This is a genomic window from Rhodonellum psychrophilum GCM71 = DSM 17998 (assembly GCF_000381545.1).
GTDB classification, from domain to species: domain Bacteria; phylum Bacteroidota; class Bacteroidia; order Cytophagales; family Cyclobacteriaceae; genus Rhodonellum; species Rhodonellum psychrophilum.
This window is the reverse complement of record NZ_KB906681.1, coordinates 93,629-120,460: the sequence shown is the minus strand read 5'-3', so window position 1 is coordinate 120,460 and position 26,832 is coordinate 93,629. Positions and strand designations below refer to the sequence as shown.

The following is a 26,832-nucleotide window of genomic DNA, read 5'->3' as shown; positions in this document are numbered from 1 at the left end:
TGACGTTAACGATTGAAATTTAAGGATAATCCTGACAATCCTTCCATTGCAGGCGTTCGATTTTATTTTGTGGACCGATTAGATCGGCTGTTTTTGATTTTTTGGAATTGATCCACCGCTATTTTAAAAGCTTTGGGATAATTGAAGAAGGTTTCTTTCAGGATATTGCCGTAGCTGATGCTTAGGAATTTATTGAGTATGTATATTTTGATCACCACAGTGATGGATATTGCCACCAAGACACCCATAGCAGCGCCGATCAAGCCAAATTGAAGAATAAATACCCAAGAGAGGGCAATGCCATAAGCCAGTGTCCCAAATACCAAGACCATGTTGTAGGCGGGTTTGCCGATGGCGTCCAAGAAAATGCCGGTTTGCCGATCCAGGGGTTTGAGGATCGCAATAAGGGAAATCAACTGGAGATAAGGAACGGCATCGAGGTAATTTTCCCCTGCCACCAAGAGGATAATGTATTTGGCCAGAAAAACCACGACCACAAGAAATGCCATACTAAAACTGAACATTGCCGCCACGGTCATTTCAAAAATCCTCGAGACTTCAGCCACCTGCTTTTTTTCATGTGCTTCAGAGGCTTTGGGAAAGGAAATCGATGAAATGGAATTGATCGGGATGTCTAGTAAATTGACAATCCTACCGGCACTGTTGGCCATGGCTACTTGTACGGGAGAAAGCAATGCCCCCAAGAGGAATTTATCCATGCTGGAGGTGAGCATGGAAACCAGGTTGGTCCCAAAAACAAATTTCCCAAAATGGAAAATTTTGCCCAACCATTCCTTGTGCCAGCCCCAGAGTATCTGAAACTGGTTTTTGACCTGATATTGGGAAGTAAGCAAAGCAAAGATAAAGCAGAGATTGTAGTACCATGCCAATTCGATAAGGCTGGGGGTATAATCCAAGAGGTAAACGATTGCGATAAAGACAAAAAACGGTACACTCTTGCTGATTCCGGCAAAAAAATAGGATTTGAAGTTGAATGTTGCCTGCATCAAAATCAGGTTGTGTGTGTGAAAAATCAGAAACGGGAGGAAGAAGACATGGATTTGAAGCAAGTCTGCAAGGCCTTTTGCGCCAAACAGCGTTTCGGCAAAAGGCGCGGCCATCCAGATAAAAAGAATGATCAGGAGGGTAAGCGCGGCATTGAGTTGTAAGGCCGAAATCTGGATTTTGCTGTTTTCCATGCCTTTTTCTGCGACGATGAATTTGATCATCCCGTTTTGAAGAAATCCATTTCTGGCCATATCGATGATCGCGGCAATGGTGATGAACAGCACCCAAACCCCAAATTCCTCAGGTGAAAAAAGCCTCACCAGGATCATGAATCCCACGAATCCCACGATAAAATCCACCCCTCGGTGCATCATGGAAAAGAACCCGCTGCTCAACCAATAATTTTTCTCGCTCATTTGTGCATGTCATGAATTTTGGAGTAGGTATCCAAAATGGTCTTTGCTCCTTGTTCAAAACTGAACAGTGGCACCCTTGCATATCCCTTCGATATCAAGGAGGATCTGAGCACCTGATCCTGAAGGAGATTTTCGATGGCCTCACAAATGGCCTCCGGATTGAATGGGTCTACCAAAACAGCTGCATCTCCAGCTATTTCAGGCATGGAGGAGGTGTTGGAGGTAATGACCGGACAGCCACAGGCCATGGCTTCAAGGATAGGCAAGCCAAAACTTTCCCGTAGGGATGGATACAGAAACATTTCAGCACCGGAATACACATAGGGCAAATCCTGGTTTGGGATATAGCCGGTAAGGTGGATTTTGTTGCGGATGGATTTCGCATCGATGCTAGCCAAAAGTGCATTCAATTCGTTTTCCCCAAAGTCAGGCATCACGATATCCATATTTAATTTACCTTTTTGATCAAGCTTTTTGAGGGCCAAGAGTACGCCTTTCAAGTTTTTTTTGGGCGCGGTATTTCCTAAAAAAAGCAGATATTTCTTGGGTAGGCCGTAGTCTTTGATTTTGTCTGTGATGGCGGTGATGGAATGAGGCTGAAAATGTTGGGCTACACCATTGTAGATCACTTTCACCTTCTCCTTTTCGAATTTGAAGTATTTGTCAATCACTTTTTTTTCAAATTCGGAGACGGTAAAAATCGCATCACTATTTCTCACCACCTTTGGCACATTCCATTTTCTATACAGATTGCCTAACCTCTGATACCAAGAGCCTGATCTAACATCGGTCTTTTCCAGGTAGATGATGTCATGCAGTGTCAAGACCAAGGGTACCGAGGTATTGATTGGCGCAGTATTTCCGGTGCAATGGAGCAAATCCAATCGGTACGTTTTGACCGCTTCCGAGAGGTGTTTTTGTTCCCAGATAGGGTAGGGGCTTTTCTTGAGCGGGATGATCTTGAAATTTTCGCTTTCGCTGATGGTTGCTGTGTCTACATCAGGGTTGACAAAAATGAAATACTCGTTTACCCTATCGATTTTCTGCAATTCCTTGATCATTTGCACCGCCACGATGTCCATCCCGTGTTTTTTCTTTCTGAAGATCCTTTGTGCCTCGATGCCTATTCTCATTTTGAATCTTTCGTTTTCTTGGTTTCTTCCTCGATTGTTCCATGAGGGGTGTGGATAAATGTTTCGTTGGCTCCCTTAAGTTTGAAAATAACAGAGACAAATGACAAAATCCCTTTGGGAAGAAGTGTCAAAGCGCTGAGCAAATCTTTGTTGAAGTACGACCCGGGTACGGCGATCAGGATAGAAAGATAACCCATGGCCATGATCAGGAGCCAAAGGAAAGGCTGTGGAGCGGCTCCGGGGATCAGGGAGATTCCCAAAGCAACCGGCAGCAGCCCGATGAGCATGACCCGCGGTACGATGGCCATTTGGATCACTTTGTCAAAGTAATCCAAATTTCCATTTTTGAACAATTCATAAAATCCATTGAAAAAATGTTTCTTCAAATATTTGATTTGGGCGGATAGCCATCTTTTTCTTTGTTTTTCAAAAACCTCTGCTTTCTGCACTTTTTCATCGTACACGATGGCCGATTCACAATAGTCTACCAAGATCTTATTTCTCAGAAGGTAAAGTTCCATTTCTTTGTCGAAACCACCGACGGCAGTCAGTTCCCGCATGACCGTGTTGTATAATTTGAATTCCAAACCCATCGCAGAACCGATGATCGCAGAACTCAATCCCATTACCCGATGTCCCTTTCTGAAAATATGGTTGTTGATGGCTTCCGATATGGCATCAAGGATGGCCATGGGCGTATTCTTGTTTTTGGCAGTCCGCTGCCCCTGGACGACGGCATGGCCTTGGGAAAATGCCTCATTCATCCGATACAGGTAATCTGAAGCGGCCACGTTGTCGGCATCAAAAACCAAGGCATAATCAAATACTTCCTTGGTTTGGTCCAAGGCGACATTGAGGGCTTTTGCCTTGGTGCTTTTTTCGAAGGAAACCTCCACCACCTGCAAGGGCATTGCCCTGAGTTTTATGAGAGTGGAAGGTTGCAGGGAGTCGGCGATGATGACTACATGAACCAATTCTTTAGGGTAGTCCAACGCCAACGCATTCATGGCGGTATCCAAGATTACACCATCCTCTTTGTAGCTGGGAATATACAGGACGAACCTCTTGAGGGGCAGCTTTTGGGGGTATTTTTTTTCCTTGTAAAATTTACCTGCCAAAGAAAATATCAGGAGATACACCACTTGAAGCAGTAGGAAGATAAAGACCGCCATACCGAATAGCGCAGTGAAAATTTGCCAGATTTCATTCATATCACTTTTGTTTTCAGAGAGGAGTATTGATGTTTTTAAGGAATTTGGCAGGGACTCCGCCGACAACTGTATAGGGTGCGACGTCCTTGGTGACGACTGATCCTGAGGCGACGACGGCACCTTTGCCTATGGTGACACCTTTCATGATGATGCACCTCATGGCGATCCATACATGGTCTTCAATGGTTATACCCTTCTTTATTTCGGAAGCATCCTGGTTTCCGATGGCGTGGAAATCATTGTCCATAATTATGGTATAAGGTCCGATATCCACATTGTGACCGATGGTGATGGAGGTACTAGCGGAGATATGGACACCATTGATGAAAGTGTCTTTCCCGATGGTCAAAGAAGCATTTTTTTTGACAAAAATCTTGCATCTGTCAAATTTTGACCAAAATTTAACACCATCTGCAATTTCCACATTTCCATAGATTTCCACTTTGGGCCTGTTTTTAGTCAAAACCATGGAGCCCAACTTTTTGGCGTTTCGAAAATACCATTTTGCCATCAACAGCTCCACGAATCCGCCAATGAGAAGGCTGAGCAAGGCAAGTGGGTGGCTGGGAAGTCCTTCTTCTTCGAGGGCTTTCTTTTTCTTGCCAAGGATGCTTGAAATTTTTGAAACCATGATTTTTAAGTAAATATTTTAATTTCTTGTCTTGTTGCGTTCTTGATCGAATAGCTTCCATCTCCATTAGCGACCAGTTGAGGCTGGGCAGAAACATTGCTGTTCTTGAGGTTCCACAGGCATGCTGACCAAAAAGCCTTAAGGTGGTCAAATTCCCCTTTGAGGGAAAAGGCCAGGACTGCCTTGGGAAAAGAAAGGATCCCAAAGGAAATCAGGCTGATGGTACGTTTCCAGCCTTTTCTGTTTCTTCTTGTGAAGATCAATCGGCCTCGGTGGAGGTAATAGGTTTTTATCGGGCTTTTTTTTCCTATGGACATGGATTCCTTATGATATACCGTGGAATTGCCGACAAAATATATTTTGTATCCCTTTGCCTTGATCCTTTCAATCCAATCATGTTCTTCGTAGTAAAGGAAATAGAGATCTGGCATCAATCCCACATCAAGAATGACCTCCCTTGGAACCATCATCGCCGACCCATGAACCAACTCCGTTTCGATGGTGTCATCGCATTGTCCAAGATCCAGCTCTTGGCCACCCCTGGCGAATCCCCTGATTGTAAATTCACTGATGCCGCTTGATCCGCCCCATTGAATGGTATTGTCTCTATCGAAGTACTTGATCTTGGGGGAACAAGCGCCAATGGAACTGTTGTTTTCGAACAGATCCACTAAGGGTTGTAGAAAATCAGGATCTACGATGGTGTCGTTGTTGAGAAAAAGTAAATATTTTCCTTTTGCAACTGCGATCCCCGAATTGTTGCCGGCCGCAAAGCCAAGGTTTCTGTTATTCTTGATGACTTTTGTCCCTGGGTACTTGGTTTTTATTTCTTTTTCCGGATCGATCGTTGATCCATTGTCTACCACGATGATTTCAAACGGGCCATAATTTATTTTGAATATTGACTCCAAAAATGCCAAAGTACAGCTCAACTGATTAAAATTTACACTTATTATACTGACAAGTGGTCGATTCAGCGAATTTTTCATTTGAAACTCAATTAATTTTTGAATAGAAGATGGCTCAGACTGGTTGTTTTTGTGTCTATCTTCAAGATATACAGGCCATTTGGGAATTGGCGGAGGTCCAAAATTCTGTCTAAGCTGTATTCATCCTGAAATTTTTCCTGAAATAAAATAACACCATTGGTATTGATCAATGCGATGGTACCTGCGTTTTCCCGAATGTTTAGGTACTTCATGTTCAGGTAATCCGAGGAGGGATTGGGATAGATTTTTAAGCTTCCGAAAGCATTGTTCAGCTTGTAAATTTCTTGGTATTCAAAGGCTCCCATATCCATTTTTCCGTTTTTTGGTCGGGGAAGCTGATCATGGTCGAAGTTCAAATCAAATCCCGCAATCGGCAGTCCCGAGTTGATCAGCGGAGAACGGAAGGTTTGTCTAAAATCATAATTTTCGGAGGATTCGAAAAAGAGCGAATCAATGGCATTGCTGAATAGATTTGCCCTTGAATATTCGATGGAGGAAGACTTATTCAGGTCGATGAATGCCCGGTTGGCCACGATGGGGAAAACCCCTGGATTTACAATCACATTGTTTTGTATAATGGTTTTGTTTCCTAGAGCATCAGGAGAATTGATCCCGCTTGTCTTGGGAGCGATTAGGGTATTGTTGAAAATGCGGATATCGAAAATACTTTCACCGGTAATGTTTTTGACGTAAATCCCATGTTTCGGGAAATTCTGTGGGGAGGATTCCGGAAAGAGTTGGCTGCCCGGATTCACGATCACATTGTTATAGATGACATTGCCGGAGTTTCCGAATACCTCAATGCCTGAACCCATCCCGTCCGCGATGAAATTGTTGAAGACCTCACAAACACTGCCCCCACCGATCAGGATCCCACTCATTTGCCCGAAGGACATTTCTTGGCTGTCTAGGGTTACCCGATTGTTGAAAATCTGGCAATTTGATGGTGTAGAGCTCACTTGAATGGCATCTTTGCCGATGTTGTTCAGGATATTGTCATGGATTTTGACATCCTGCATAAGGTGTTCCAATACAGGTTTAATTCCACCATCACAATCCCAGGTACGACCATGGTAGAAGGAGCTGCCGATATACATCCCTTCGTCCCCAATGGCATCAAAAACACAGTTGCTGATGATAAGGCCTTCAAAAATAAAATTTTCCCTCAAGAATGAATCGTTTTGACAGTTTGAATCTGATTTTGCCATAATTCCAGACTTGGCGATATTGTATAAACCGATGCCTGAAATCTCGATTTGACTGGTTCCGTCCTCCAGTGATATCCCGTTCCCGTTGGAGACATCCCGAATGGAAATTCCTTTTTCATTGGGCGCATTTTGGTTGGAATTTTTCCCTATTATCTTTAGGTACTTCGAATTTCTTATCGCTATGCCATAATTGATTCCTTCTGAAAGAACAACAGGTCCCCCTTTATTCACGATCACAATGGGTGAATTTTTATCGCCCCTTAGATTCCTGATCAAAATTTGGGAATAGGTACCCGCCATCAAGATGATGCTGTCTCCGGGAGCAATGTCCTGAAAAGAAATAGGATCAATGACCAGAATTTTGTTTGTAGAGGGGTTGACAAAAAACACTTTTTGAGCTTTGGTTTCTCCCGAACAAAAGCACGCCAAAACCACCGTAAATAACAATGGATTGAAAATGTTTTTGTAAAAATAAAGCATGTCAGGAATGTTAAAACAGATCTTTTGTGTTGAAAAGGTGTCAAGAAGAATGGCTGGCTTTGGTTTGGTCTTGCGGTTCATCCGGTTTGGTATCCCAGAGATACGCTTTCCATATCAAAGGAATTGAGATAAAACAGATGATATTGGAAGGATATTGCCCAATGATGGAATTGCCGTAGCTGGCCAATACGATTCCCGTTAAACCTGCAAGAAGGGCCCCCATGGTATTTCTCAAACCAGGGTCGTCTATGTTGAATATCTTGAAAAAGCCAAGACCTAAAATGATCAAAATACCCGCTACATGGATGACGAGTCCAACGATTCCTGTTTCGGCCCAAATCCTCACATACCAGCTGTCTGTTGGCGTGTTTGCCAACAAGGTGTCGGGACTGAATCTCAATCCAAAATATCCGGCCGAGCCAATACCTCCCCCGAAGGGTTTGTCGGCCAAGTATTTGGCGAATATCTTCTGATTGTCCTTTCTTACATTTAATGAGGCATCCTCAGGGTCCAACGCACTCCTTAATCTTTGAATATCATAGTTTCCCTGTCCAATATAGGTGTACTTGAGTACGCCAAAAGCGGAAGCAGCGACAATAGCCCCAAGGATCAAAACCTTAAAGTTTTTGTTTACCAAAAGATAAACAAAGCCACCTCCCGCAGGTACGATCAGTGCTCCTCTGGTCCCAGAGATCAACATGCCATACAGGCAAAGAAGTCCACCCAAACCAAAGAGTATTTTTTTTGTTTTGGACCCGGGACCGATTGCAATGATTGCAAATACCAATGCTGCCTGAGCCATCGAAGCACCAAATTGGCCAGCGTCGGAAAAAAAAGAAAACACCCGCAATTTCCCATGCAGAATATGGGTGGAGGCGTTCCCTGCAGCAAGCCACGCATTTTCAGCGCCATCCAATCCTATCATTTTTTGTTTCAGCCCCCAGAGGACGGCAAGGACAGACCAAGCCAACCAGGTGTAGAGAAATATTTCAAGATGCTTTTTGTCTTTGAGATAAATCAGGCAGATGATGATGATAAACAGAAAGTTGAAGGAGGTGCCCCTGACAGCATAGAACCAAGCAGTCAAGCTTACTGCCTGCGGATTCAGAACCTGGAGGGTCGTATAAACAAACCAAACAAAGAATACATAAAATGGGGCGGAGTTTAAGGATTGTCTTCCTGAAGGATCGCTTTTGACAAGTGAAAGAAAAACACTGACGAAAATAACGGCATCCAAGAGAAGCCCAAAAGGGATCGGAATGTATCTAGACAAGCCATTTCCCACAAAAGCCAAGTTGAATGCCAAAAACAGACCGAAAAGTGGGTATTGGAAAATGAAATACATCACAATCAACAAGGGAATGATGATGAAGATCAATCCAATTCCAATGAATTGCGCCTTGGCGACCAGCAAGCCAAAAACAATGGCCAAGGATCCCCAAAGTAAATATTCAAGGATGGCCTTGCTGTTTTGCGATATGTTTTTTGGTAAGGCCAGTTGCTTAATCGGTAAACTGCCTGAGAATGGAAATCAACTCGCTTGCTTTTTTCTGCCAAGAATTTTCCGCTGCAAAAGCCTGCCTTTTTTCGATCAAGGCTGGGCTATCTTTTTCCAGTAATTCTTCAATGGCTGCAACAAAAGTATCTGGTCTGTCGGCAATCTTCACCAAGTCCTCAAATTCGGGCAGGTCAGAAAACGAAGTCATGATGACAGGCAAGCCTATTGCCAGGTATTCATTGATCTTAAGGGGGTAAATGGAAATGGTGAATTTGTTCTTTACGTATGGGATGATGGCAATATCCAGTGTTTGCATAATGCCAGGCACCTCCGTAATGGCGACTGCAGGTTTGAACATCACATTGGGGAAGCCTTCGAGTTGCTCGACGACAGTCTGATCCAATACCCTGCCGACCATTAAAAAATGGCAATTGGGCATTTTTTCCACTACTGATTTGATCAAAACGGTATCAAAACGATCATCAATGGTACCCACATAACCTATTGTTTTTGGACTGTTTGAGGTGAGCTCTTTCTTTACAAACGGCGCGAAAACTTTTATGTCCACTCCGTTTTTGACGACTTTATTGATCTTGGTTTCAAGTCCTTTGATCTTGGCGAGATGATCGGAAGTGAAAACGCAGGCATCCACCTCTTCCATCAGTTTGCGCTCCATTTTTCCCCCATGTTTTTTGAGCCAAGGAGCAGCACTTATTTCATCATAACAGTAATAGATATTGGGGACATTGGGAAAAAATTCCTTGATCCCCACGCTTGTGAAGGGATTGAATGCGGTGATGATGGCATCCGGATAAGAATTCTGGCCTTTCATGGTTTTGAGAACGCTACGCAAGATGATCCGATAATTGATTTTGTTCAATCGTTCAAATGTTTGGTCGTTGTTTGCCCAAAAAGAAGGAATGATCGGTGGAGCTGTGAAAATATTGACCTTGTCCTCTTTTGTTCCGTTGTCAAAGGACTCGATTCGATTTTCAATCCCCATTATTTTTTTCCAAGGGATCATGCTATTGGGTTTTCGCATCCCTGTCAAGACGTCCTTGACCGTGAATGGATAATCCACAAACCATACATCGTATTCCGATGAAATGCCCTTCATCAATTCCACGGTTGACTTGAGGTAATCGCCTTTCCAAGGGGTCATTGAAATACAAAGTATCGTTTTTTTCATACTTATTTATTTAGGGTGATAAGGCCTTTTACCCAAACCCGCAACTTTCCTCTATTCTTTGGGACTTCAGAAATTACCTCTTCCATATAATTGACATTCATGTCTGTACCCACGGTATAAATTTCTGACTTGGGAAAAGTTTCCTTGATGAAATCCAAGGCTGCTTTGTCATGAAAACCCCAAGCCTGATCAGCATTGACCATTAAGATAACGATGGAAGGTACAATGGAGGAAAACGTATTCAGCACGGCATTTTCAAACTCTGGTATCCGTACAATGACGCCATCCTGTTCTTTCAGGTTTTGCCTCAGCTCTTGGATGACTTGATTTCCTATGGGGTCATATTTGCGGGCAAAGATTTTAGATTCTTCGTTCTCAGTGAGCTCAGGTGTGTCATTTGACTCGGTGAAATAATAATAAATCACTTTGTCAGTTAATTTTTGGAGTGCCTTGGAAACAAAAAGTCCCGCCTCATTCATATTGTCCTGGGTACGGGTGCTGGTGAGGAAGATAAGGTTCTTGGCCTCGGTATTGCTTTTGTTTAGGGCGATGTTGAGGTTGTTGGAAAGCAGGTTGAGGAGTTTTTGTTGGAGGTCTTCCTGTAGGATTTTTTTGTTTTGGATCGGTGAAGAAATGACTCCCAGAAGTTTTAGATTGGTCGCTTCCTGAATGGAAGAAGGCGTTTTGATTTTTCTGTCCATGATTTCAAGTCCTACGATCGTGCCGACCACAAAGAGAAGGGATACCATAAAACCTGCGATGAGGACCATCGCCATTTTGGATCCTTTGGGGTTTAAAGGATAGAAGGGGCGGTCCAAAAGACTCAGGTTTCCGAAGAGTTCTGAATTGCTTTTGTGAATTTTGGCTTGGTTGAGTCCATGCAGGATGCTCAGGTATTCTTGTTCGGCAATTTGGATTTCCCGTGCCATTTTGCTCAGGTTGAAGCCCACGGGGGCAAATTCACTGAAAAGGTCGATGAAATAGAGCCTTTGTGTGAGGAGTACCTCGAGTTTTGCTTTGTTTTTGTCTATTTCCAATACGTATTTCAAATATTCGGACAGGACTGTCAGTCGGGGAAGAATCTCTTTAGAGTAGCTTCTGGAGTAATACTCGTCTGCAGTATTGATCATTCCTGCCCTCATGTTGTCCTGGACTTGCTGCAGGGAATCCAAGGTTTTGATGTTTTTTGGACTGGATTCGCGCAGGGAAATAGTCGTGATGGCGGTGGTCAATTGCGCAATTTCCTTCATTTGCCGCATGATGCCTTCTCCATTGAGGTATTTGGCGGCCGTCTCATCCATGGAAACGGAGATTTCCGCCAAGGCTTTGGTGGAGGATTCTAGCTCCATTTTAACTTTGTAGATATCTTTCTCCAATTCCTCCTTGCCCTCGGAGATGAATTTTGTCTGCTCTTCGTAGTTGATGATTTGATTTTCCTGGGAGTAGTTTTTGAGGGTTTCTTCGGCATTGTTGAGCCGCATCTTTGCTTTTTCCAATTCGGCGATAAAATATTCGATAATCCCACCTGCTTCGAAATTACGGGTTGAGCTATATTTTACCTTGAAGATATCGGCCAAGAGCGAAAGGGTGGACAAACAAACACCCGGATCATTGGAACGGTAGATGATTTCCAACATGTCACTGTTTCCTTTTCTGGAAAAAGTCATGTTCGCCTTGATGGCGTCGATGTTGTAAAAGGTTTTGGATTTCTGGAGTAAAACTTTGAGGTCGTTTGGCTCCTGGTTATAATAGTCAATCCTGATTTTTTCCTCAATCGTTTTTATCTCCTTTGTTTTGGTCAATTCAGCGACTACGGCGGGAGATAAATGTTCCTCTCTGAGTTTATTGAAATTTTCTTTGGAAATGATGTAGGGATCTGGACTGTCCAATGACAGGTGAAGTGCCAGCAAGCTGATGGCAACATCTTCCAGGGTTTCCCTGGATTGAAGAATGGTGGTCAGGTTATCGAAAGCATTGTTTACCGCAAAATAATCCACCCGGCTATTGGACATACTCGAAAGATTCGTCCCAGAGGCAATCCCGGTGTTGAAGATCATTCCGGATTGGTATTCCTTTGGATTGTTTCTATTGAGTAGAAATGCCAATAGGGCTACTGTCAGTGGGAAAAAGACGATGATGAATTTTTTTCTGACTAATAATTTGATGATCCTGATTAAATTCACAGCTATTGATTTTTTAATAAGTTGTGAGGAGCCAAGCCGGCCAGCGCCGCGAGATTGTGGTACCTTTCGAGAAATTCAAATTTGGCATCCGAGTAGTAAGATCTGGATTGGGCCAATACGTCCGTCAGACGGGACAGTTCCCCAATAGGGATGATTCCATCTTTAAATTCCTTTTCGGCAATGATGTAATTTGTTTTCAACGCTTCCTGTCCCTCACTTCGGATTTTCAAAAGTTCGTAGGCGCCGAGCAGTTTGAAATATTCCAAAGTTACGAGCCGTCTCAGTTCAAACTCCATTTCATTCTTCTGGAATACTACGGCCTTTTTTTCTTCTTCAAATAGCTTGATCCTTGATTTTCTTCCCATGAATTCAAACAAGGGTACATTCACTTGCAAGCCTGCCCTGTAGCCGTTTACGAGTGAAGTCGAGGCCGCACCACCAGGATTAAAACTGTCCCCTGTGATGATCCTTTGATCACCAGCAGAATAGTTTGCAAATCCGAAAACATTGTTTTGCCAAAGTCTTTTGGTAAGTTCCACTTGGTACTCTGCTTTTTCTATCAGTGCATCCTGATAATCCAATTTGGGGCTGAAATCCAACGTTTTGCTGATGATTTCTTCCAATGGGAGGAGTTGATCTTCCAGATTTTTGCCAAGATCCAATTGTTCAATCCCCTGTCCCATCCCTTTGAAGGAGACCATCAACAAGAATTGAAGTGTCATAATAATGTATATGAAATTCGTTTTTCGCATATATTATCTTAGGTGATTGATGTTTTTATCATTTGGGATTTGGGTGAAGTCCGATGAATTGATATTACTTTATTATATTTATTTCCAAAATTACTCCATTTATACAAAATATATGGAAGGCATCACAATTAATATAGGGTATTACTTAGGTTTTCTCTCATCTTCGGCCTTTTTTTGGTGCTTGAAATGATGTTTGGTTTGTTAAATTAGGTAATATTTGATTCAAAAGGATAAATAAATTTTAGAATAAGAAGAGGATGGTAGAAATTTTATTTTGGATTGGTGTGGCGATTGTATTTTATACTTTCATAGGGTATGGAATTTTTTTATATATACTGCTTAAATTTAAAAACAACAAGGAGGGGATGATGCATTTGTTTTCAGACACCTACCATCCCGAGGTGACACTTGTGATCCCTTGTTTCAATGAAAGTGATATCTTGGATGAAAAAATCCAAAACTGTTTGGATTTGATTTATGCTCCGGAACTCTTGGAGATCATCTTTATTACCGATGGGTCGACAGACAACTTTAGGGAGGTGATTGGCCGGTATCCAAGGATAAAGCTGCTGCATGACGATGCCCGAAAGGGTAAAACCGCAGCAGAAAACAGGGCAATGACGTTTGTGAAATCACCGATTGTCATTTTTTCAGATGCCAATACCATGTTGAATAAGGAAGCTGTAAAGAATATCGTCAGGCATTTTGAAAATGAAAAAGTAGGATGTGTTTCAGGTGAGAAAAAAGTCCTGACCGAAGAAAGGGATGGGGCGAGTTCGGCAGGGGAGGGACTTTATTGGAAGTATGAATCCTTCCTCAAAAAAATGGATTCTGATTTTCACAGTGCGGTTGGCGCGGCAGGCGAACTGGTGGCCTTCAGGTGTTCAGAATATGAGGATTTGCCGGAAAATACTATTTTGGATGATTTTATGCAATCACTGCTGATCGCATCAAAAGGATTTAAAATAGTCTATGAGCCTGAGGCTTACGCATTGGAAAAAGGCTCGGCTTCCATCAAGGAAGAGTACAAAAGGAAAAAGCGTATCAGCAGTGGCGGTTGGCAATCCGTACAAAGACTCTGGGATAAAATCACTTTATCCAAGGATCCCAAACTTTATTTTCAATACATTTCCCATCGTGTACTAAGATGGACAGTAACCCCATTCTTGTTGATTCTGTTGTTTCTGCTCAATATTTTTCTCTTGGATTCAGGTTTGTTCTATCAACTTTTTATGCTGGGTCAGGTCGTTTTTTATCTTATGGCGCTGATTGGATGGTATTATGAAAACAAGCAGATAAAAGTCAAACTGTTTTTTGTACCTTTTTACTTCACTTTCATGAATTATTCGGCGATTACTGGTTTTTTGCTTTACATGAAGGGAAATCAATCAGGTGTATGGGAAAAGGCTGCCAGAAAAGCATGAGACACCAGGCTTCCTGAGGCTTGTTCTTTAGGAATAAAAAAACCCATCCTGAGCAAATCAGGATGGGTTTTTTTTTATTTTTTTTTAAAATTCGCACATCCATCCATCAGACATTCTCCTTTTGAAACAGGGCAGGGATGGTCATCAACATGATCTTTATGTCCATCCAGAAGCCAAATTTTTCAGAATATTCGTTGTCCAATTGCATGCGTTCTTCTTCAGACATTGGGCCTGCCTTGCCTCTTTTGGTGACTTGCCACAAGCCAGTGATCCCTGCAGGCGCCATGAATCGCATCGAAAACTGATCCGTGGTCAATTTTTCGGCTTCATAGATCGGCAATGGACGGTTGCCCACGATCGACATGTCTCCCATGAATACATTGAACAACTGAGGCAATTCATCCAAGCTGGAATTCCTAAGAAATTTTCCCAAGCCTGTGATTCGAGGATCATCGGTCAACTTAAAAAAGGCCGCGCCCGTATTTTTCTTGCTGTTGAGGTGCAAAATCTCGCAAACCTGTTGTCCCATCTCATTGAACAAGGGGCTTTCGCAGGATTGGTTGTATTTGGTACAGGTTTCACATTTTTTGAATTGAAAGCCATCCTGTGCATTGTCCGTCACCGATTCCGGGACTGTTTCTTTTTCTTGGTTGTTTGCGTATTGATTCAAATGGCTGAGTTCCTTGAGTTTTTTGTCCGCATCGGGCACCATGGACCTGAATTTATAGAACTCGATGATTTCCCAGCCGGTACCCACTCTTTTGGATTTGTAAAAAATAGCTCCTTTTGATTCCAGTCTGATCATGATTGCAATCAGGACCATGATGGGGGAGATCAGCAGGAGGATACTCCCAGAGACCAGTAGATCAAAGGACCTTTTCCAGAAGGGTGTTCTGTAATTGACCGTCAAAATCTTTTCTTTATTGAGATTTTCCATAAATCCTCTCATGGGAGGATTCTCCAGAAGATTTTGGATTTCGTCGAGGATTTCCAGCTCTTGCATTTGGCTGGTAGAAAACAAACCACTTATACTCTCTTTGATGGCTGTTTTTTTGTCAGCAAAATCAAAATGATCTGAAATAATGCAGATCTGAAAGTTATTTCGAATTGCGTAAGGTTTGATTTTTTTGATGTTGTCTACGAAGCTTGGGTTTTTCAGATCTCCAAACAAAAAAACTGCATCCATTGAGGTGGAACCTTTTACTTCATTGATGAATGAAAAGATGTCCTCCTGGATCCTAAGGTCAAATCCTTTTTCCAAGATCTCCTTTGATTTGACGTTTAGGGCATATCCGGGTTTGATAAATACCAATTTCTTTTTCATGTCAAGTCGAATTTGTATCTGCTGAAGAAACGGTCTATCCTGACATTCAATTCTTGTGGATTGAAAGGTTTCATCAGGAAATCGTCCGCTCCGCATTTAAAAGCATCAATCCTTGAATTGACGCTTTCCTCTCCCGACAAAACGATCAAAGGTACTTTTTCAAAATAATTGAATTTCCTTACCTCTTTGATAAACTCGATACCGTTCATTTCTGGCATGTTCAGGTCCAATACCACCACATCAGGGATATTTCCCTCCATGATCCAACTGAGCGCTTCTACTCCATTGAGCTTTAGGACGACTTCAAAATTTTCATCAAGCTTGTTTTTTAGCAAAAGACCCATGACAGGTTGATCATCTATCAGCAATAGATTTTTTTTTGATTTTTTGGTTGGCATTTTCAGTAGGGATTTTTTTGATTTCAACAACCGAAACTAAGTATTATTCAATTATAAATAATTATTACAATAAATAAATATATTTTAGTAGAGTTTCGGTCTCTATTATTATAATTTTATAATGCATTAACCTATATAGATGTGCATTTTTTTACGGTGTAAAATAAGCAGTTAAATTAATTTTTTTCGGAATTAATGCTTGTAGGAAATTGAAAGTAAATTGGATATATAATTTCATGTTTATTTAAGATCAGTTCTTAAAGAAGGCATTATAACTCTGACAATTCATTTTCGATCACCTTTTTGAGGTGGATCCATTCAGCAGCGATGTTTTCAAAATACTCTTCCAACTCGCCGATGTCTCCATCGGCTTTTTCCTCGATGATTCTTGACCATTTGTACAGTTCCAGAAAGGAAATGGATTGTGATGACCCTTTTATGCCATGACTGTCTGCTTTGATTCCACTTCTGTTTTGATGCTTTATGTTTTGGCGCAAGCTTTCTATTTGGGTTTCAAATTCCAGGGAAGCTTCCAAGAGTTGCTTGTAAAGCGGTAAATTGTGGTCTATAAGATCCAACAGGTCTTGCTTGCGAAAACTTTTTTCTACTTCAAAGACTACTTTCATAACTTTATGTTCAATTTCCTTTATATTTTTCCCTAAGTACTTTTCCAGTACCAACACCAAAGCTTCAGGTTCAATCGGTTTGGATAGGAAATCATCCACACCTGCATCAAAGCATTTGGTCTGTTCCTCTTTCAAGGCACCCGCGGTCAAGGCAATGATTGGGGTATGGTAGCCTTTTTCATTCTCAAATTCCCTTATCTCCCGGGTTGCAGATAAGCCATCGAGTACAGGCATCTGCACATCCATAAAAATAAGGTCAACTTGGTTTTGTGTGAAGGCCTCCACTGCAAGTCTTCCGTTTTTACATGGGATTATTTTCACATTGGGGAGATGGTTGGTGACCAACGTTTGGATCAGGAGCATGTTCATGCTGATGTCTTCCGCGATCAAGACGGTCAATTCCCCATCATTGATGCTTTTGTTTTCCGATTCTGGATAGTGGAATACTACGCTTGAAGGCAGTTCTTTGTTGATGTTGGTGATGAATTTAAACAATTCATCCGCTTTGACGGGTTTTGTGAGATTGCACCGAACGCCTAGATTTTTACATTCCTCCTTGATTTTGAGATCATCGATGGAGCTGTGGAGCAAAAAGACAGGGAACAATTCAGGGGTCAATTTTAATTTTTCGCGGATCAATCTAATCGTAGTCAAACCATCCATAAAAGGCATGTGGTAATCCACGATGGCCAAATCGAAATCATGGGACTTTTCCAATAGTTTCAGTGCAGACAAACCATTGTCGCAACCCACGTATTCAATCCCCCAATAGGCAAAATTATGCTCGAGGATAAGTCGGTTTTTGTCATTGTCATCGATGACCAAGACCTTTTTAATAGGGATTTTCTCCTGATTTGATCTAGGCTCGTCCTCTTTGAATTTGGTGATGATCGAAAAACTAAATGTAGATCCCACACCTGTCTCGCTTTCTATTTCTATCTGGCTCCCCATTTTTTCGGCCAGTAGTTTGGAAATGGTCAGGCCTAAGCCCGTCCCTCCAAATCGTCTTGTCGTGGAGCTGTCCGCTTGGGAAAAGGCCTTGAACAATCTTTGTTTTTGGGAATCTGAAATACCGATCCCAGTATCCCTAACCGAAAAGCCGAAGCTTCCGTGGAATGCATCAATCTTCTGGAAATCGACTTTGATTTCCACCTCACCATCAGAGGTGAACTTGACGGCATTGCTCAACAGATTGATGAGGATTTGCTTCAACCTGAAAGGATCCACTTCTCCAAATTTTGGCATGGTGGGGGAGATGTTCAATAGCAATTCCAAGCCTTTTTGAGCAGAATGGTATTTGATGATGTCCGCACTCTGTGAGACCAGATCATAAATGTCCGTATGGACAATTTCGAGTTCTAATTTACCGGCTTCGATTTTCGATAGGTCCAGCACATCGTTGATGATATTCAGGAGGGCTTTACCGGAGGTGTTTGCATTGTCGGCATATTGTTTTTGGACAGGTGAAAGTGGGGTTTTGAGCAATAAATCCGTGAAGCCAATCACCCCATTGAGCGGAGTCCGGATTTCGTGGCTCATGTTGGCAAGAAATTCTGATTTGGACTTGTTGGCGGTATCTGCGTTTTCCTTTTCCTGAATCAGGTTTTTTTCGAGTTGAGACTTCAGCTTAAGATTGGCGAGAATCTGGGCAAAAACCATCAACAATGATTTTTCGACCTCAAAATTCAATTTTTTCTTTAAGACAAAATCAAAACCCACGAATCCAAGACATGCGGTCTTGTCCATGATGGGGATGGTAATGAGGCTCTTGATGTTCTGAGGTTCCAAAATCTGCCTGACGCCATCATTCTCGGGAAGTAACTCAACGTCCGGTATGAAAGTGAATTCATTGTTAATATGGCTGTTCACCCAATCCCCCATGTATTCCAAGGGGATTTCCTGCAAGTTTTCTATTTCGGGAGCGATACCCGCTGCACACCATTCGTAGGTGTTTTTACAAGTTCGGCTTTCCCAATCATAATCAAAAACATAAACCCTGTCGGCTTCTACAAAGGTTGCCAGCTTTTGAAGGGAGTCATTTACTCCAGTGTCAATTTGGGATAAATCGATGTTGATATAGTGGGCAGCCATATCGATCAGGATTTTTTGAAGGTCGGTTTGTTTTTTTAGGGCCTCTTCGGCGTTCTTTTCCTGGGTGATATCCGATGTTTTTCCATCCAGCCTTACAGGCGTTCCATTTTTATCAAAAATGGTTTTTCCGGTATTTTTCATCCATTTGATGTTTCCATTTTTCGTTATTATCCTGTATTCCGCTTCGTAGGACTCTTTTGTTTCAAGATCCGAGTAGATTTGTGCGATTATAGATTTGTCTTCGGGATGTATTGATTTTTCCCACCATGAACTGTCATTCATCCATTCGTCGACAGAGATACCAAAGAGTCTTTCGGCTGAAGGAGTGACATAAAGCATCTCATAAGTGGGTAATTTTACCGCCCAAATCACATCTTCAATTCCATTTAAGATCCCTTCAAGTTTTTGGGTGGTTTCCAAAAAAGCAATTGATTTTCTATGGACTTCATCAATGTCCTGAAATGTCCCATGGATGCGGATACACTGCCCATCCCTAAATTCAGATTTGCCTAAAACCCTGACCCATTTTTCCTTTCTTTTTGAGGTGATGATCTGGGCCTCCAGATCAAAGCTTTCCCCATGCTCCTTACATTTTTTAAAGGCTTGTGTGATCAAAAGCCTACTTAGGCCTTTTTTGTAAAAGTTGATTCCCTTTTCATAATCAGGAATAAAGGTTTCTGGAACTTCATGGATGGTCTTTGTCATGAGGGACCAATGAAGGTTTTCAGTCAAAAGATCCATCTCCCAAGCCCCTAACTTGGCTATTTGACCTGCTTGTTCAAGGGTTTCCTTGGTTTTTTCAAGTTCAATCTGGGTTTGTTTTCTGTCGGTAATGTCGGTAACTCTACCGGTGATTTTTTTGATGTGCATCTCCCTGTCCATAATGGGTGAGGCCTTTTCTTTTAGCCACCTGGTTTCACCATCCATGACCACTCGGTATTCAAGGTCAAAGGCAATCCCCAACTTAAGATTCTGATGGGCATTTTTACAAAGCTCTTTGTCGTCATTATGGACAAAATGATCGGTAAAATCTTTGCCTTCCTCAAAAAATTTGAGATCCACTCCGATTACTTTTTGACTGTTGGGGCTGAAATACTCGTATTTTTCTGTCAGGCAATTGTAGAGGTAAAATGCATCGCCGATGGTTTTGACGATCAGGCTTAGCCGTTCTTCCGTGATTTTTAGCGATTGTTCCGTCTTTGTTTTTTCTGTGATGTCCACACAGTTGGCAATAACCATCTGGGTCTGTCCGCCAAAGTCAGCGAGGCTATTTTGATAAGCCCAATACCTGTTGCTGCCGTCTTTGGCAATGATCCTCAGCACTCCCTTGTGCGTTCCTTTTTCGTAGATCTCTGAAAAGTAACTGTCCATGAAGGGCAGGTCATGGGGATTGATAAAATCCTGGAGCTTTTTACCCAAAACCGTATTCAGGTCATATCCCAAGGAAACGGTGGCTGCAGGGTTGATTTTGGTGATCGTTCCCTCTTGGTCGTGGACACAAACCAATCCCTGTGAATTTTCAAAGATATACTTGAAAAGCGTTTCTTCACTTTTTTTATTGGTGATATCAATGATGAGGCCATTCAAAATCCCTTCATTCTCACTTTCACCTTTGGAGAAGCATCCTTTTTCAAAGACCCACTTGATTTCTCCTTGACTGTCTATTATTCTGTATTCCAGCTCCCAAGGCATGTTTTGTTTGATGGCGTCGGTGATTTGGCGCCGTACTTTTTCCCTGTCTGGTGGTGAAATGATACTTTCAAAATTCCGGATATTGCTTTTTATAAAGTCAGAGGGTGGATAGCCGGTGAGCGTACTGATGCCCTCACTGACGAACGTGAAGGTGAAATCCTCATCGTAAAGACTGCTGTAGGTCGTTCCTGGAGTATTCTGGATCTGTGAATTCAGCTTTTCCTTGCTTGCTTCCAATTCCAGGTTTTTTTTCCGGAGTTCCAGCAGCGCCATCACTTGGTTGGCCAAGGCTTTCAGGTTGTTTTTTTGACTCTCGGTAAGCGACATTGAGTTTTGGTCGAGTACACACAAGGTTCCGATAGCAAAACCATCAGGAGTGACCAAAGGGTAACCTGCGTAGAATGTCAAATTGGGAAATCCCGTCACCAAAGGGTTTTCTTTGAACCTTTGGTCCAGCTTGGCATTGGGAATTTCAAAAAGGGCATCGGGTTGATGGATTGCGTGGGCACAAAAAGAAACATCCCTGCTGGTTTGTTTTTGGCTCAGTCCATGAGTGGATTTGAACCATTGCCGCTCTGAATCCACAAAACTGACCAGAGAAATTTCGGTTTCACAAATCTCTGAGGCCATCCTCGTCAAAAAATCAAAATCCACCTCTTCGAAGCTGTCCAAAATGTGATAGGAGGCAAGTGCATTGAGCCTTTCTGTTTCATTACTAGGTATTTCCGGTAAACCTATTTTTCTTTCCATTGTCACAACTCAAAATCGAATTCAAAATTTTTTGAATTTTGTCTAAAATCCAAAAAATAATTTTTAAAAATACAATTTCAACCCAATTAATTTATTTTTTGGCTCAATTAAAAAAAGAATATTTTGGAGTGCGGGATTTTAGGTCTTTGTGGATTTTTTTACCGTGTTTATTAGGTCTCTTTGATTTTCAGGCAGATCAGTTCCTGGGGTTGGCCCATATTCCACTTCTAGGAAGGGATGTTTTCAGTCCAGTTTATGCATTTTGTCGCTTGGTCAAAATCTGGAATTCCACCATAAATGGCAGAGGGGCGACTCTTAAATTTTGGGTACCACAAAAATGGCTTGGCGCAGTCAAAAAAATCAGTATAGTGAAATTTGGTCTCTCGATGATGGTCTCCTGATTATTGTTTTCTGGCGCATTATCTTTTCCTTTTTTTGTGCACCTGTATTTCAAAAACTTTGTCGAGAAGGGTGATACTACAATTGGCTTGGGCCCGTTTATTGTGGAATAAGTAGAGGTAAGGATATCCGATTTTTTTTTGAATTCACCCAAAAAAACCAATAGGATCCCTTATTTTTGCAAAAAATATAGCTTACCCTAAATTCACACATGCACTTGCTTTCTTTAAAATTACCCTTGTCGAGATTCCTCCTTATTTCTGTTTGCCTCCTTTCCTTTTATGCTTGCCAGACCAACCCTTCAGATAGCCAGAATGATGCGTCCATAGCCTATCAGGATTCCCTGCTCCAAGTTTTGGCGGCGGAAGAGGCCGATCGGCAGAAGATAAGCATACCTGCTTCTTTTACCCCGGAAAGTGCGCAGGCTTTGGGAAACCAGCTCGATTCCATCTTCAACTTTTTGCATCAAAAAAAGGGATTTAACGGGACTGTGCTTTTCACAAAGTACGATGAAGTCATCTTCAAGGGGGCTTTTGGCTATAAAGACCTTGCGAGAAAGCAACCCCTCAAAATGGAAACAGCCTTCCAACTGGCCTCTGTTTCCAAACAATTTACAGCCATGGCCATCATGATGCTGAAAGAGCGGGGAAAACTGGAATACGATGATGATATCCAGCAATTCATCCCCAATTTTCCTTACCCAGGCATTACGATCCGGCAATTGCTCACCCACAGGTCCGGTCTATCCAATTACACCTATTTCAGTGATAAATTCTGGCCCGACAGGACCATTCCCATCACCAACGAGGATGTCATCAACCTTTTTGCCCAACATCAGCCGGCAGCCTACTTTCAGCCCAACTTGAAATACGAGTACAGCAATACAGGGTATTTACTCCTTGCCTCGATCGTGGAAAGGGCTTCGGGGAGACCATTTGCCACTTTTCTTGAGGAGAATATATTTGGACCATTGGAAATGACCAACACATTTACCTTCAGGGAAGACCTTCCCTCAGAAAATGTTGCCATCGGCCACACCCGCAACAAACGAAAAAGATCGCCGGATTACCTTGATTTTGTACTTGGTGACAAGGGAATGTACTCCACTGTTGAGGATTTGTACAAATGGGACCAAGCCTTGTATTCCAATAAACTGGTGAAGTGGAATATTTTGGAGGAGGCCTTGACCGGTTTCGATCAGAGCGAAAAGAAGGGGAAGGAAGATTATGGATTTGGATGGCGGATAAAAACGCTAAAAAATGGTGACCCTGTATGGTACCACGGAGGCTTGTGGCATGGCTACAACACCTACCTCCTGCGCAATCCAAAAGACCACAGCACCATCATTATCCTGAGCAATGTGGCCAATGGCAGCTTGAAATTCTTGAGTGACCTTCAGGATTTTCTCTATCCCATCCTTCCCCCAACGGACACAGCTGAAAACAAGAATGGCAAAGAAGGGGAAATAGATGTTTTGAATAAAAGTTGACCTTTCTTATTCCCGAGGAATGGGAGCGGAGTCTTTCCCTCTCAGACCAGAACCAAATTTTCTTCATTCTTTATTGCCAATACTTTGAGTGTAGTACTTCTCCTATTGGACTTGAAACAGCAAAAAACGAAGACCATTTGGAGAATAGGTAGTAGTACTGATATGGTGAATTCATAAACAGCAAACTACTGAAGATCGTCAAGCCATTTTAAGCTGGAGTTGAATTGGGAATGCATATCAGGGGCTAAAAGCCTAGGGTCGGAATTAATAGTTGGTGATTTATGGATTTGTTTTTTTCATAAAAGATTTGCGGGAATTGTTTTTAAAAGTAACACTACCTGAACCAGTATTTTTTCAACCCGTTTTATGCATTTCGAATGCCATTCAATACTATATTTATCTGATAATTAGTCAGTTGCTTATTTTTACTGACTTCACCATGTCGGTATCAGGAATTGGTCTCCCAGTTGTCTGATTTTCTTTTGGTTTCCATATCCTAAGAAAGCCAAATGCATATTTCGGATTCAACCAATCAGGTGTTTTGAACAATCAATAAATAGAGAGGCATTCCAATCGTAATATTTACCGGGAAGGTAATGGCAAGGGCCATTGGTAAGAAAAGCCCCGGATTTGCTTTGGGAACAGATATTTTTAGGGCGGCGGGAACCGCAATGTAAGAGGCACTGGCAGCCAAAACGGCAAACATAAATCGATTGCTGATGTCTTCGGTGACAAAAGAACTTAAAATTGCAATGATGCCTCCATTGATCAATGGAATCAAGATTGCGAAAATGAGTGGAAATGACCCAAAGGAAAAGAATGCTTTAAGCTTTCTCCCACTCGTAATGCCCATATCCAACAAGAAAATAGCCAAAAAACCCTTAAATAAATCATTGGTGAATGGTTTGATTCCCTCCGCCTGCTCAGCATTGGCCATGAAGCCAATGATTAAACTTCCCAATATCAGCAATACACTGCCATTTGTAAAAGAGTGTCGGATAGCCGTTCGCTTTTTAATTTTCTCATTTTCATCTTTATTGAAAACCGAGATAAGCACCAATCCCATGATTATTGCCGGGGACTCCATCAATGCCATGATGGCCACCATGTGCCCGTTGAGCGTCAAATGCTGCGCTTCAAGATAGGAAACAGCAGTTACAAAAGTAACGGCACTCACCGAGCCATAAGCCGCAGCGATAGCCCCTGCATCGAAGACACTCAATTTTTTTTTCAAAATAAAGAAAGTGTACAAGGGGATAAGCAAAGAAATGAAAATCCCAAACAAAATGGACCAGCCAATTTCTAAGGTAAATTCTTCATGGGACAATTCTTGACCACCTTTAAAACCGATGGCAAAAAGGAGATACAGTGAAATAAATTTCGAGGAATTTGCTGGTATTTCTAAATCGCTTTTTAAATATACGGCGATGACACCAAGCACAAAAAAAAGTAATGCAGGGTTCGTTAGGTTTTCGATCAGTAAGTTGTAATTCATGAATTTCGTTTTTGCGCTTGTTATTTTATATTTCCTTAAATAATCTCTTCTCTTTCGAGGTGATGAGTCCCTTTATTTCTATGGAAAACTCCTGAATATAATCTTTAAACAAGGTTGAATTCATGATTTCATCCACCTGATTTTTGATATTAAACTCCGCTAATTTCTGTTGTTGGTTGAATAAGGATTGGTCTTTGAAATCTGAAAAATAATACTCCACATACAATTCCTCAATTACTTTTTGGGAAGGAAAACCTATTGTTTTATTTCTCTTGATAATCCCATTGATAAATCTACATGAAGTGTCATTCACTATATAAATCCTTTTGATTTTTTCTCTATATATCAAATATTTTACCTCTAACATATAGTCGAAATCCTGCTGCTGTACAATAGCCCCAGAATAGGTGATGAAGAAAATATTTTTCCCATATTTATTTTGCAAATATGATTCCATACCCGAAAAAGGGCAAATTATGAATAATTGATTGGCCATGATTTTTTTGTTTTGATAATCCGTATTGTTTTTTCTTGGCGATCATCTCAGATGACAATTTTTTTTTCAGAGGATATTTTTTAGGGCTGATGTTTTTCTTGTCCTTGGGATGGAGTCTATTAGGGAAGGCAATCCAATTTGGTAAAAGCAGGCTTTACAGTCCAAATACATGCGTTTTCCGAAAGGTTTTCTAAATAATAAATATTTTTCACAAGAAATTAATTGCTTTATACATTGGATGTTTTTTGCGTAAAAGCAGTTTTATTATATAAATAATATTTTGTTTTTTACATATTTTAAGATATCTTGATTCGCGATTTTCGTGTAAAAACAATTGTAGTATAAATTGAAATTGAGATAAACAAAGGGTTCGATTTGTAATATTTTAATTTGATTATTTAATCATATAATTATTTCATTCATGGATATAAATTCAATAAATTATTCTTTATAATGATTTTTTAAAGGGTTTGTGTATTTTTAAATTTGACTTTGGTGCTATTTATTGCCCCTGTCCTAGCGAGAAGGCTACCTTACCATTGAAAGAATAAAGGTTTTCGGTTTTAATCGTGTCGATGTTTTCCTTCAGCGCATTGGTCAAGAGCGCGATGATAATTTCCTTGCTTATTTCTTGATTGTCATTGGGCTTGAATCGACATCTCCAGTGGTCCGTACAAAAAGTTTCTTTAAATCCCTGCGGCCACACTTTTATGCCTCTATTTGTAATCATTGACAATTCAAGTCCACTGGGGATTATCTTATTAAGATTTTCGGCCAATTCATTTGGGTCACAACCCTCCCAGTGTACGAATATATCCACACCCAATAATTTCTTTTCAGCAGAGGGTTTGCGTTTGTATTTTGGAAGAATGAGTGCGGAATTGTTGGAATAGGTGACGGGTTTAAAAATGGTAGGTTTGTTTCCAAGATTGGCGATTACCGCTTTTGCAAATTCCCTTGTTCCTACCTTTGTTTTACTTTTTCCCGCTGTATAGATATCTGAAGTGTGTGTGCCTTGTTCCAGTGTGGCAAGCCATGCATTTTGGATTTTCTCTGCGACTTTGGTCTGACCAATATGGTTCAGCATCATGATCGCGCCCTGTAACAAGCCGGAAGGATTTGCAATATTCTTACCCCCGATATCAGGAGCAGTCCCATGGATGGCCTCAAACATCGCACATTCTTCGCCAATGTTTGCAGATCCTCCAAGACCCACAGAGCCGGTAATCTCGGCGGCTATATCTGAAATGATATCTCCATACAAATTGGGCATGACCAGCACATCAAATTCTTCCGGAGATCCAGCCACTTTGGCTGCACCGATATCCACAATCCAATGCTCGTTCTTGATTTCCGGGTATTCCTTGGCAATTTCATTGAACACTTGATGAAACAAACCGTCTGTCTGTTTCATGATATTGTCCTTTGTAAAGCAGGTTACTTTCTTGCGATTTTGTTGCTTGGCATATTCAAAAGCATACCGAACGATTTTTTCACAACCAGGACGACTGATCAATTTCAAGCATTGGACAACCTCATCCGTTTGCTGGTGTTCAATCCCAGCATATAAATCCTCTTCATTTTCCCTCACGATGACAATATCCATTACAGGATGTTTTGTGTTTACAAAGGGATGCAAACTCATACAGGGTCTAACATTGGAATACAAGCCCAAAAATTTACGGGTAGTGACATTCAAACTTTTGTATCCACCACCCTGCGGAGTGGTAATAGGGGCTTTCAAAAATATTTTATTGCGCTGGATTACTTCCCATGATTCAGGTGCAATTCCTGAAGTATTTCCGGTCAAATAAACTTTTTCGCCCACTTCTATTTCTTCTGTTTCAATTTCGGCACCAGCCGCTAAAATAATCTCAAGTGTTGCGTCCATGATTTCTGGCCCTATTCCATCGCCTTTTGCTACTGTTATCTTGGTCATGTTAGATCGAG

Annotated in this window: 18 protein-coding genes and 1 pseudogene; 3 read left to right on the top strand and 16 right to left on the bottom strand. The window is 41.5% G+C overall.

What is annotated here, in order from left to right:
- Positions 1-62: 62 nt before the first annotated feature.
- The 10 genes and pseudogenes from F824_RS0114440 to F824_RS0114395 form a co-directional block, all read right to left on the bottom strand.
- Positions 63-1,424, bottom strand: coding sequence for an oligosaccharide flippase family protein (locus F824_RS0114440; protein WP_019598624.1), 1,362 nt, complete (start codon positions 1,422-1,424; stop codon positions 63-65).
- A complete protein-coding gene (locus F824_RS0114435) occupies positions 1,421-2,557 on the bottom strand; it encodes a glycosyltransferase family 4 protein (protein WP_019598623.1) in 1,137 nt (378 codons plus the stop codon). Before F824_RS0114435 ends, F824_RS0114440 begins: the two co-directional genes overlap by 4 nt.
- A complete protein-coding gene (locus F824_RS0114430) occupies positions 2,554-3,768 on the bottom strand; it encodes a glycosyltransferase (RefSeq protein ID WP_081625001.1) in 1,215 nt (404 codons plus the stop codon). The genes F824_RS0114435 and F824_RS0114430 overlap by 4 nt, the downstream gene beginning before the upstream one ends.
- Before the next feature lie 13 nt (positions 3,769-3,781).
- Positions 3,782-3,952, bottom strand: a pseudogene (locus tag F824_RS28185) (DapH/DapD/GlmU-related protein); the annotation flags it as partial.
- 452 nt (positions 3,953-4,404) lie between these two features.
- Positions 4,405-5,388, bottom strand: a complete 984-nt coding sequence (locus F824_RS25965) for a glycosyltransferase family 2 protein (RefSeq protein WP_081625000.1) — start codon at positions 5,386-5,388, stop codon at positions 4,405-4,407.
- An 11-nt stretch (positions 5,389-5,399) separates the two neighbouring features.
- Positions 5,400-7,157 (bottom strand): T9SS type A sorting domain-containing protein, encoded by a 1,758-nt coding sequence (locus tag F824_RS0114415; RefSeq protein ID WP_019598619.1) that lies wholly within the window; start codon positions 7,155-7,157, stop codon positions 5,400-5,402.
- Positions 7,117-8,508: an O-antigen ligase family protein gene (locus tag F824_RS25960; protein ID WP_019598618.1), complete on the bottom strand. Its 1,392-nt coding sequence runs from the start codon at positions 8,506-8,508 to the stop codon at positions 7,117-7,119. Before F824_RS25960 ends, F824_RS0114415 begins: the two co-directional genes overlap by 41 nt.
- A 70-nt stretch (positions 8,509-8,578) precedes the next feature.
- On the bottom strand, positions 8,579-9,763 hold the full coding sequence (locus F824_RS0114405; RefSeq protein ID WP_031327235.1) for a glycosyltransferase: 1,185 nt from the start codon (positions 9,761-9,763) through the stop codon (positions 8,579-8,581).
- A 2-nt stretch (positions 9,764-9,765) separates the two neighbouring features.
- Positions 9,766-11,946: a GumC family protein gene (locus F824_RS0114400; RefSeq protein WP_019598616.1), complete on the bottom strand. Its 2,181-nt coding sequence runs from the start codon at positions 11,944-11,946 to the stop codon at positions 9,766-9,768.
- Positions 11,947-11,948: 2 nt separating this feature from the next.
- Positions 11,949-12,668: a TolC family protein gene (locus F824_RS0114395; protein WP_019598615.1), complete on the bottom strand. Its 720-nt coding sequence runs from the start codon at positions 12,666-12,668 to the stop codon at positions 11,949-11,951.
- Positions 12,669-13,063: 395 nt separating this feature from the next.
- On the opposite strand from F824_RS0114395, the gene F824_RS0114385 reads away from it, so the two are divergent.
- Positions 13,064-14,122, top strand: a complete 1,059-nt coding sequence (locus F824_RS0114385; RefSeq protein WP_316928730.1) for a glycosyltransferase family 2 protein — start codon at positions 13,064-13,066, stop codon at positions 14,120-14,122.
- A gap of 106 nt (positions 14,123-14,228) precedes the next feature.
- Here the strand turns inward: F824_RS0114385 and F824_RS27970 are convergent, their stop codons facing one another.
- From F824_RS27970 to F824_RS27220, 3 genes are all read right to left on the bottom strand, one after another.
- Positions 14,229-15,446, bottom strand: coding sequence for a sugar transferase (locus tag F824_RS27970; protein WP_019598612.1), 1,218 nt, complete (start codon positions 15,444-15,446; stop codon positions 14,229-14,231).
- Positions 15,443-15,844 (bottom strand): response regulator, encoded by a 402-nt coding sequence (locus tag F824_RS0114375; protein ID WP_031327236.1) that lies wholly within the window; start codon positions 15,842-15,844, stop codon positions 15,443-15,445. The genes F824_RS27970 and F824_RS0114375 overlap by 4 nt, the downstream gene beginning before the upstream one ends.
- A 269-nt stretch (positions 15,845-16,113) precedes the next feature.
- Positions 16,114-21,003: a PAS domain-containing protein gene (locus F824_RS27220; RefSeq protein WP_019598610.1), complete on the bottom strand. Its 4,890-nt coding sequence runs from the start codon at positions 21,001-21,003 to the stop codon at positions 16,114-16,116.
- Positions 21,004-21,041: 38 nt separating this feature from the next.
- On the opposite strand from F824_RS27220, the gene F824_RS27525 reads away from it, so the two are divergent.
- Together F824_RS27525 and F824_RS0114360 are read left to right on the top strand one after the other, a co-directional pair.
- Entirely contained in the window at positions 21,042-21,404 is a 363-nt protein-coding gene (locus F824_RS27525; protein ID WP_139189842.1) for a hypothetical protein, read from the top strand.
- Positions 21,405-21,640: 236 nt separating this feature from the next.
- Positions 21,641-22,891, top strand: a complete 1,251-nt coding sequence (locus F824_RS0114360) for a serine hydrolase domain-containing protein (RefSeq protein WP_236613242.1) — start codon at positions 21,641-21,643, stop codon at positions 22,889-22,891.
- Positions 22,892-23,423: 532 nt separating this feature from the next.
- On the opposite strand, the gene F824_RS0114355 is transcribed toward F824_RS0114360, so the two are convergent.
- From F824_RS0114355 to F824_RS0114340, 3 genes are all read right to left on the bottom strand, one after another.
- Positions 23,424-24,386, bottom strand: coding sequence for a sodium-dependent bicarbonate transport family permease (locus F824_RS0114355; RefSeq protein WP_019598607.1), 963 nt, complete (start codon positions 24,384-24,386; stop codon positions 23,424-23,426).
- 25 nt (positions 24,387-24,411) lie between these two features.
- Entirely contained in the window at positions 24,412-24,882 is a 471-nt protein-coding gene (locus F824_RS0114350; protein ID WP_081624997.1) for a carbonic anhydrase, read from the bottom strand.
- Positions 24,883-25,384: 502 nt separating this feature from the next.
- On the bottom strand, positions 25,385-26,821 hold the full coding sequence (locus F824_RS0114340; protein ID WP_019598604.1) for an NADP-dependent isocitrate dehydrogenase: 1,437 nt from the start codon (positions 26,819-26,821) through the stop codon (positions 25,385-25,387).
- Between the last annotated feature and the right edge of the window lie 11 nt (positions 26,822-26,832).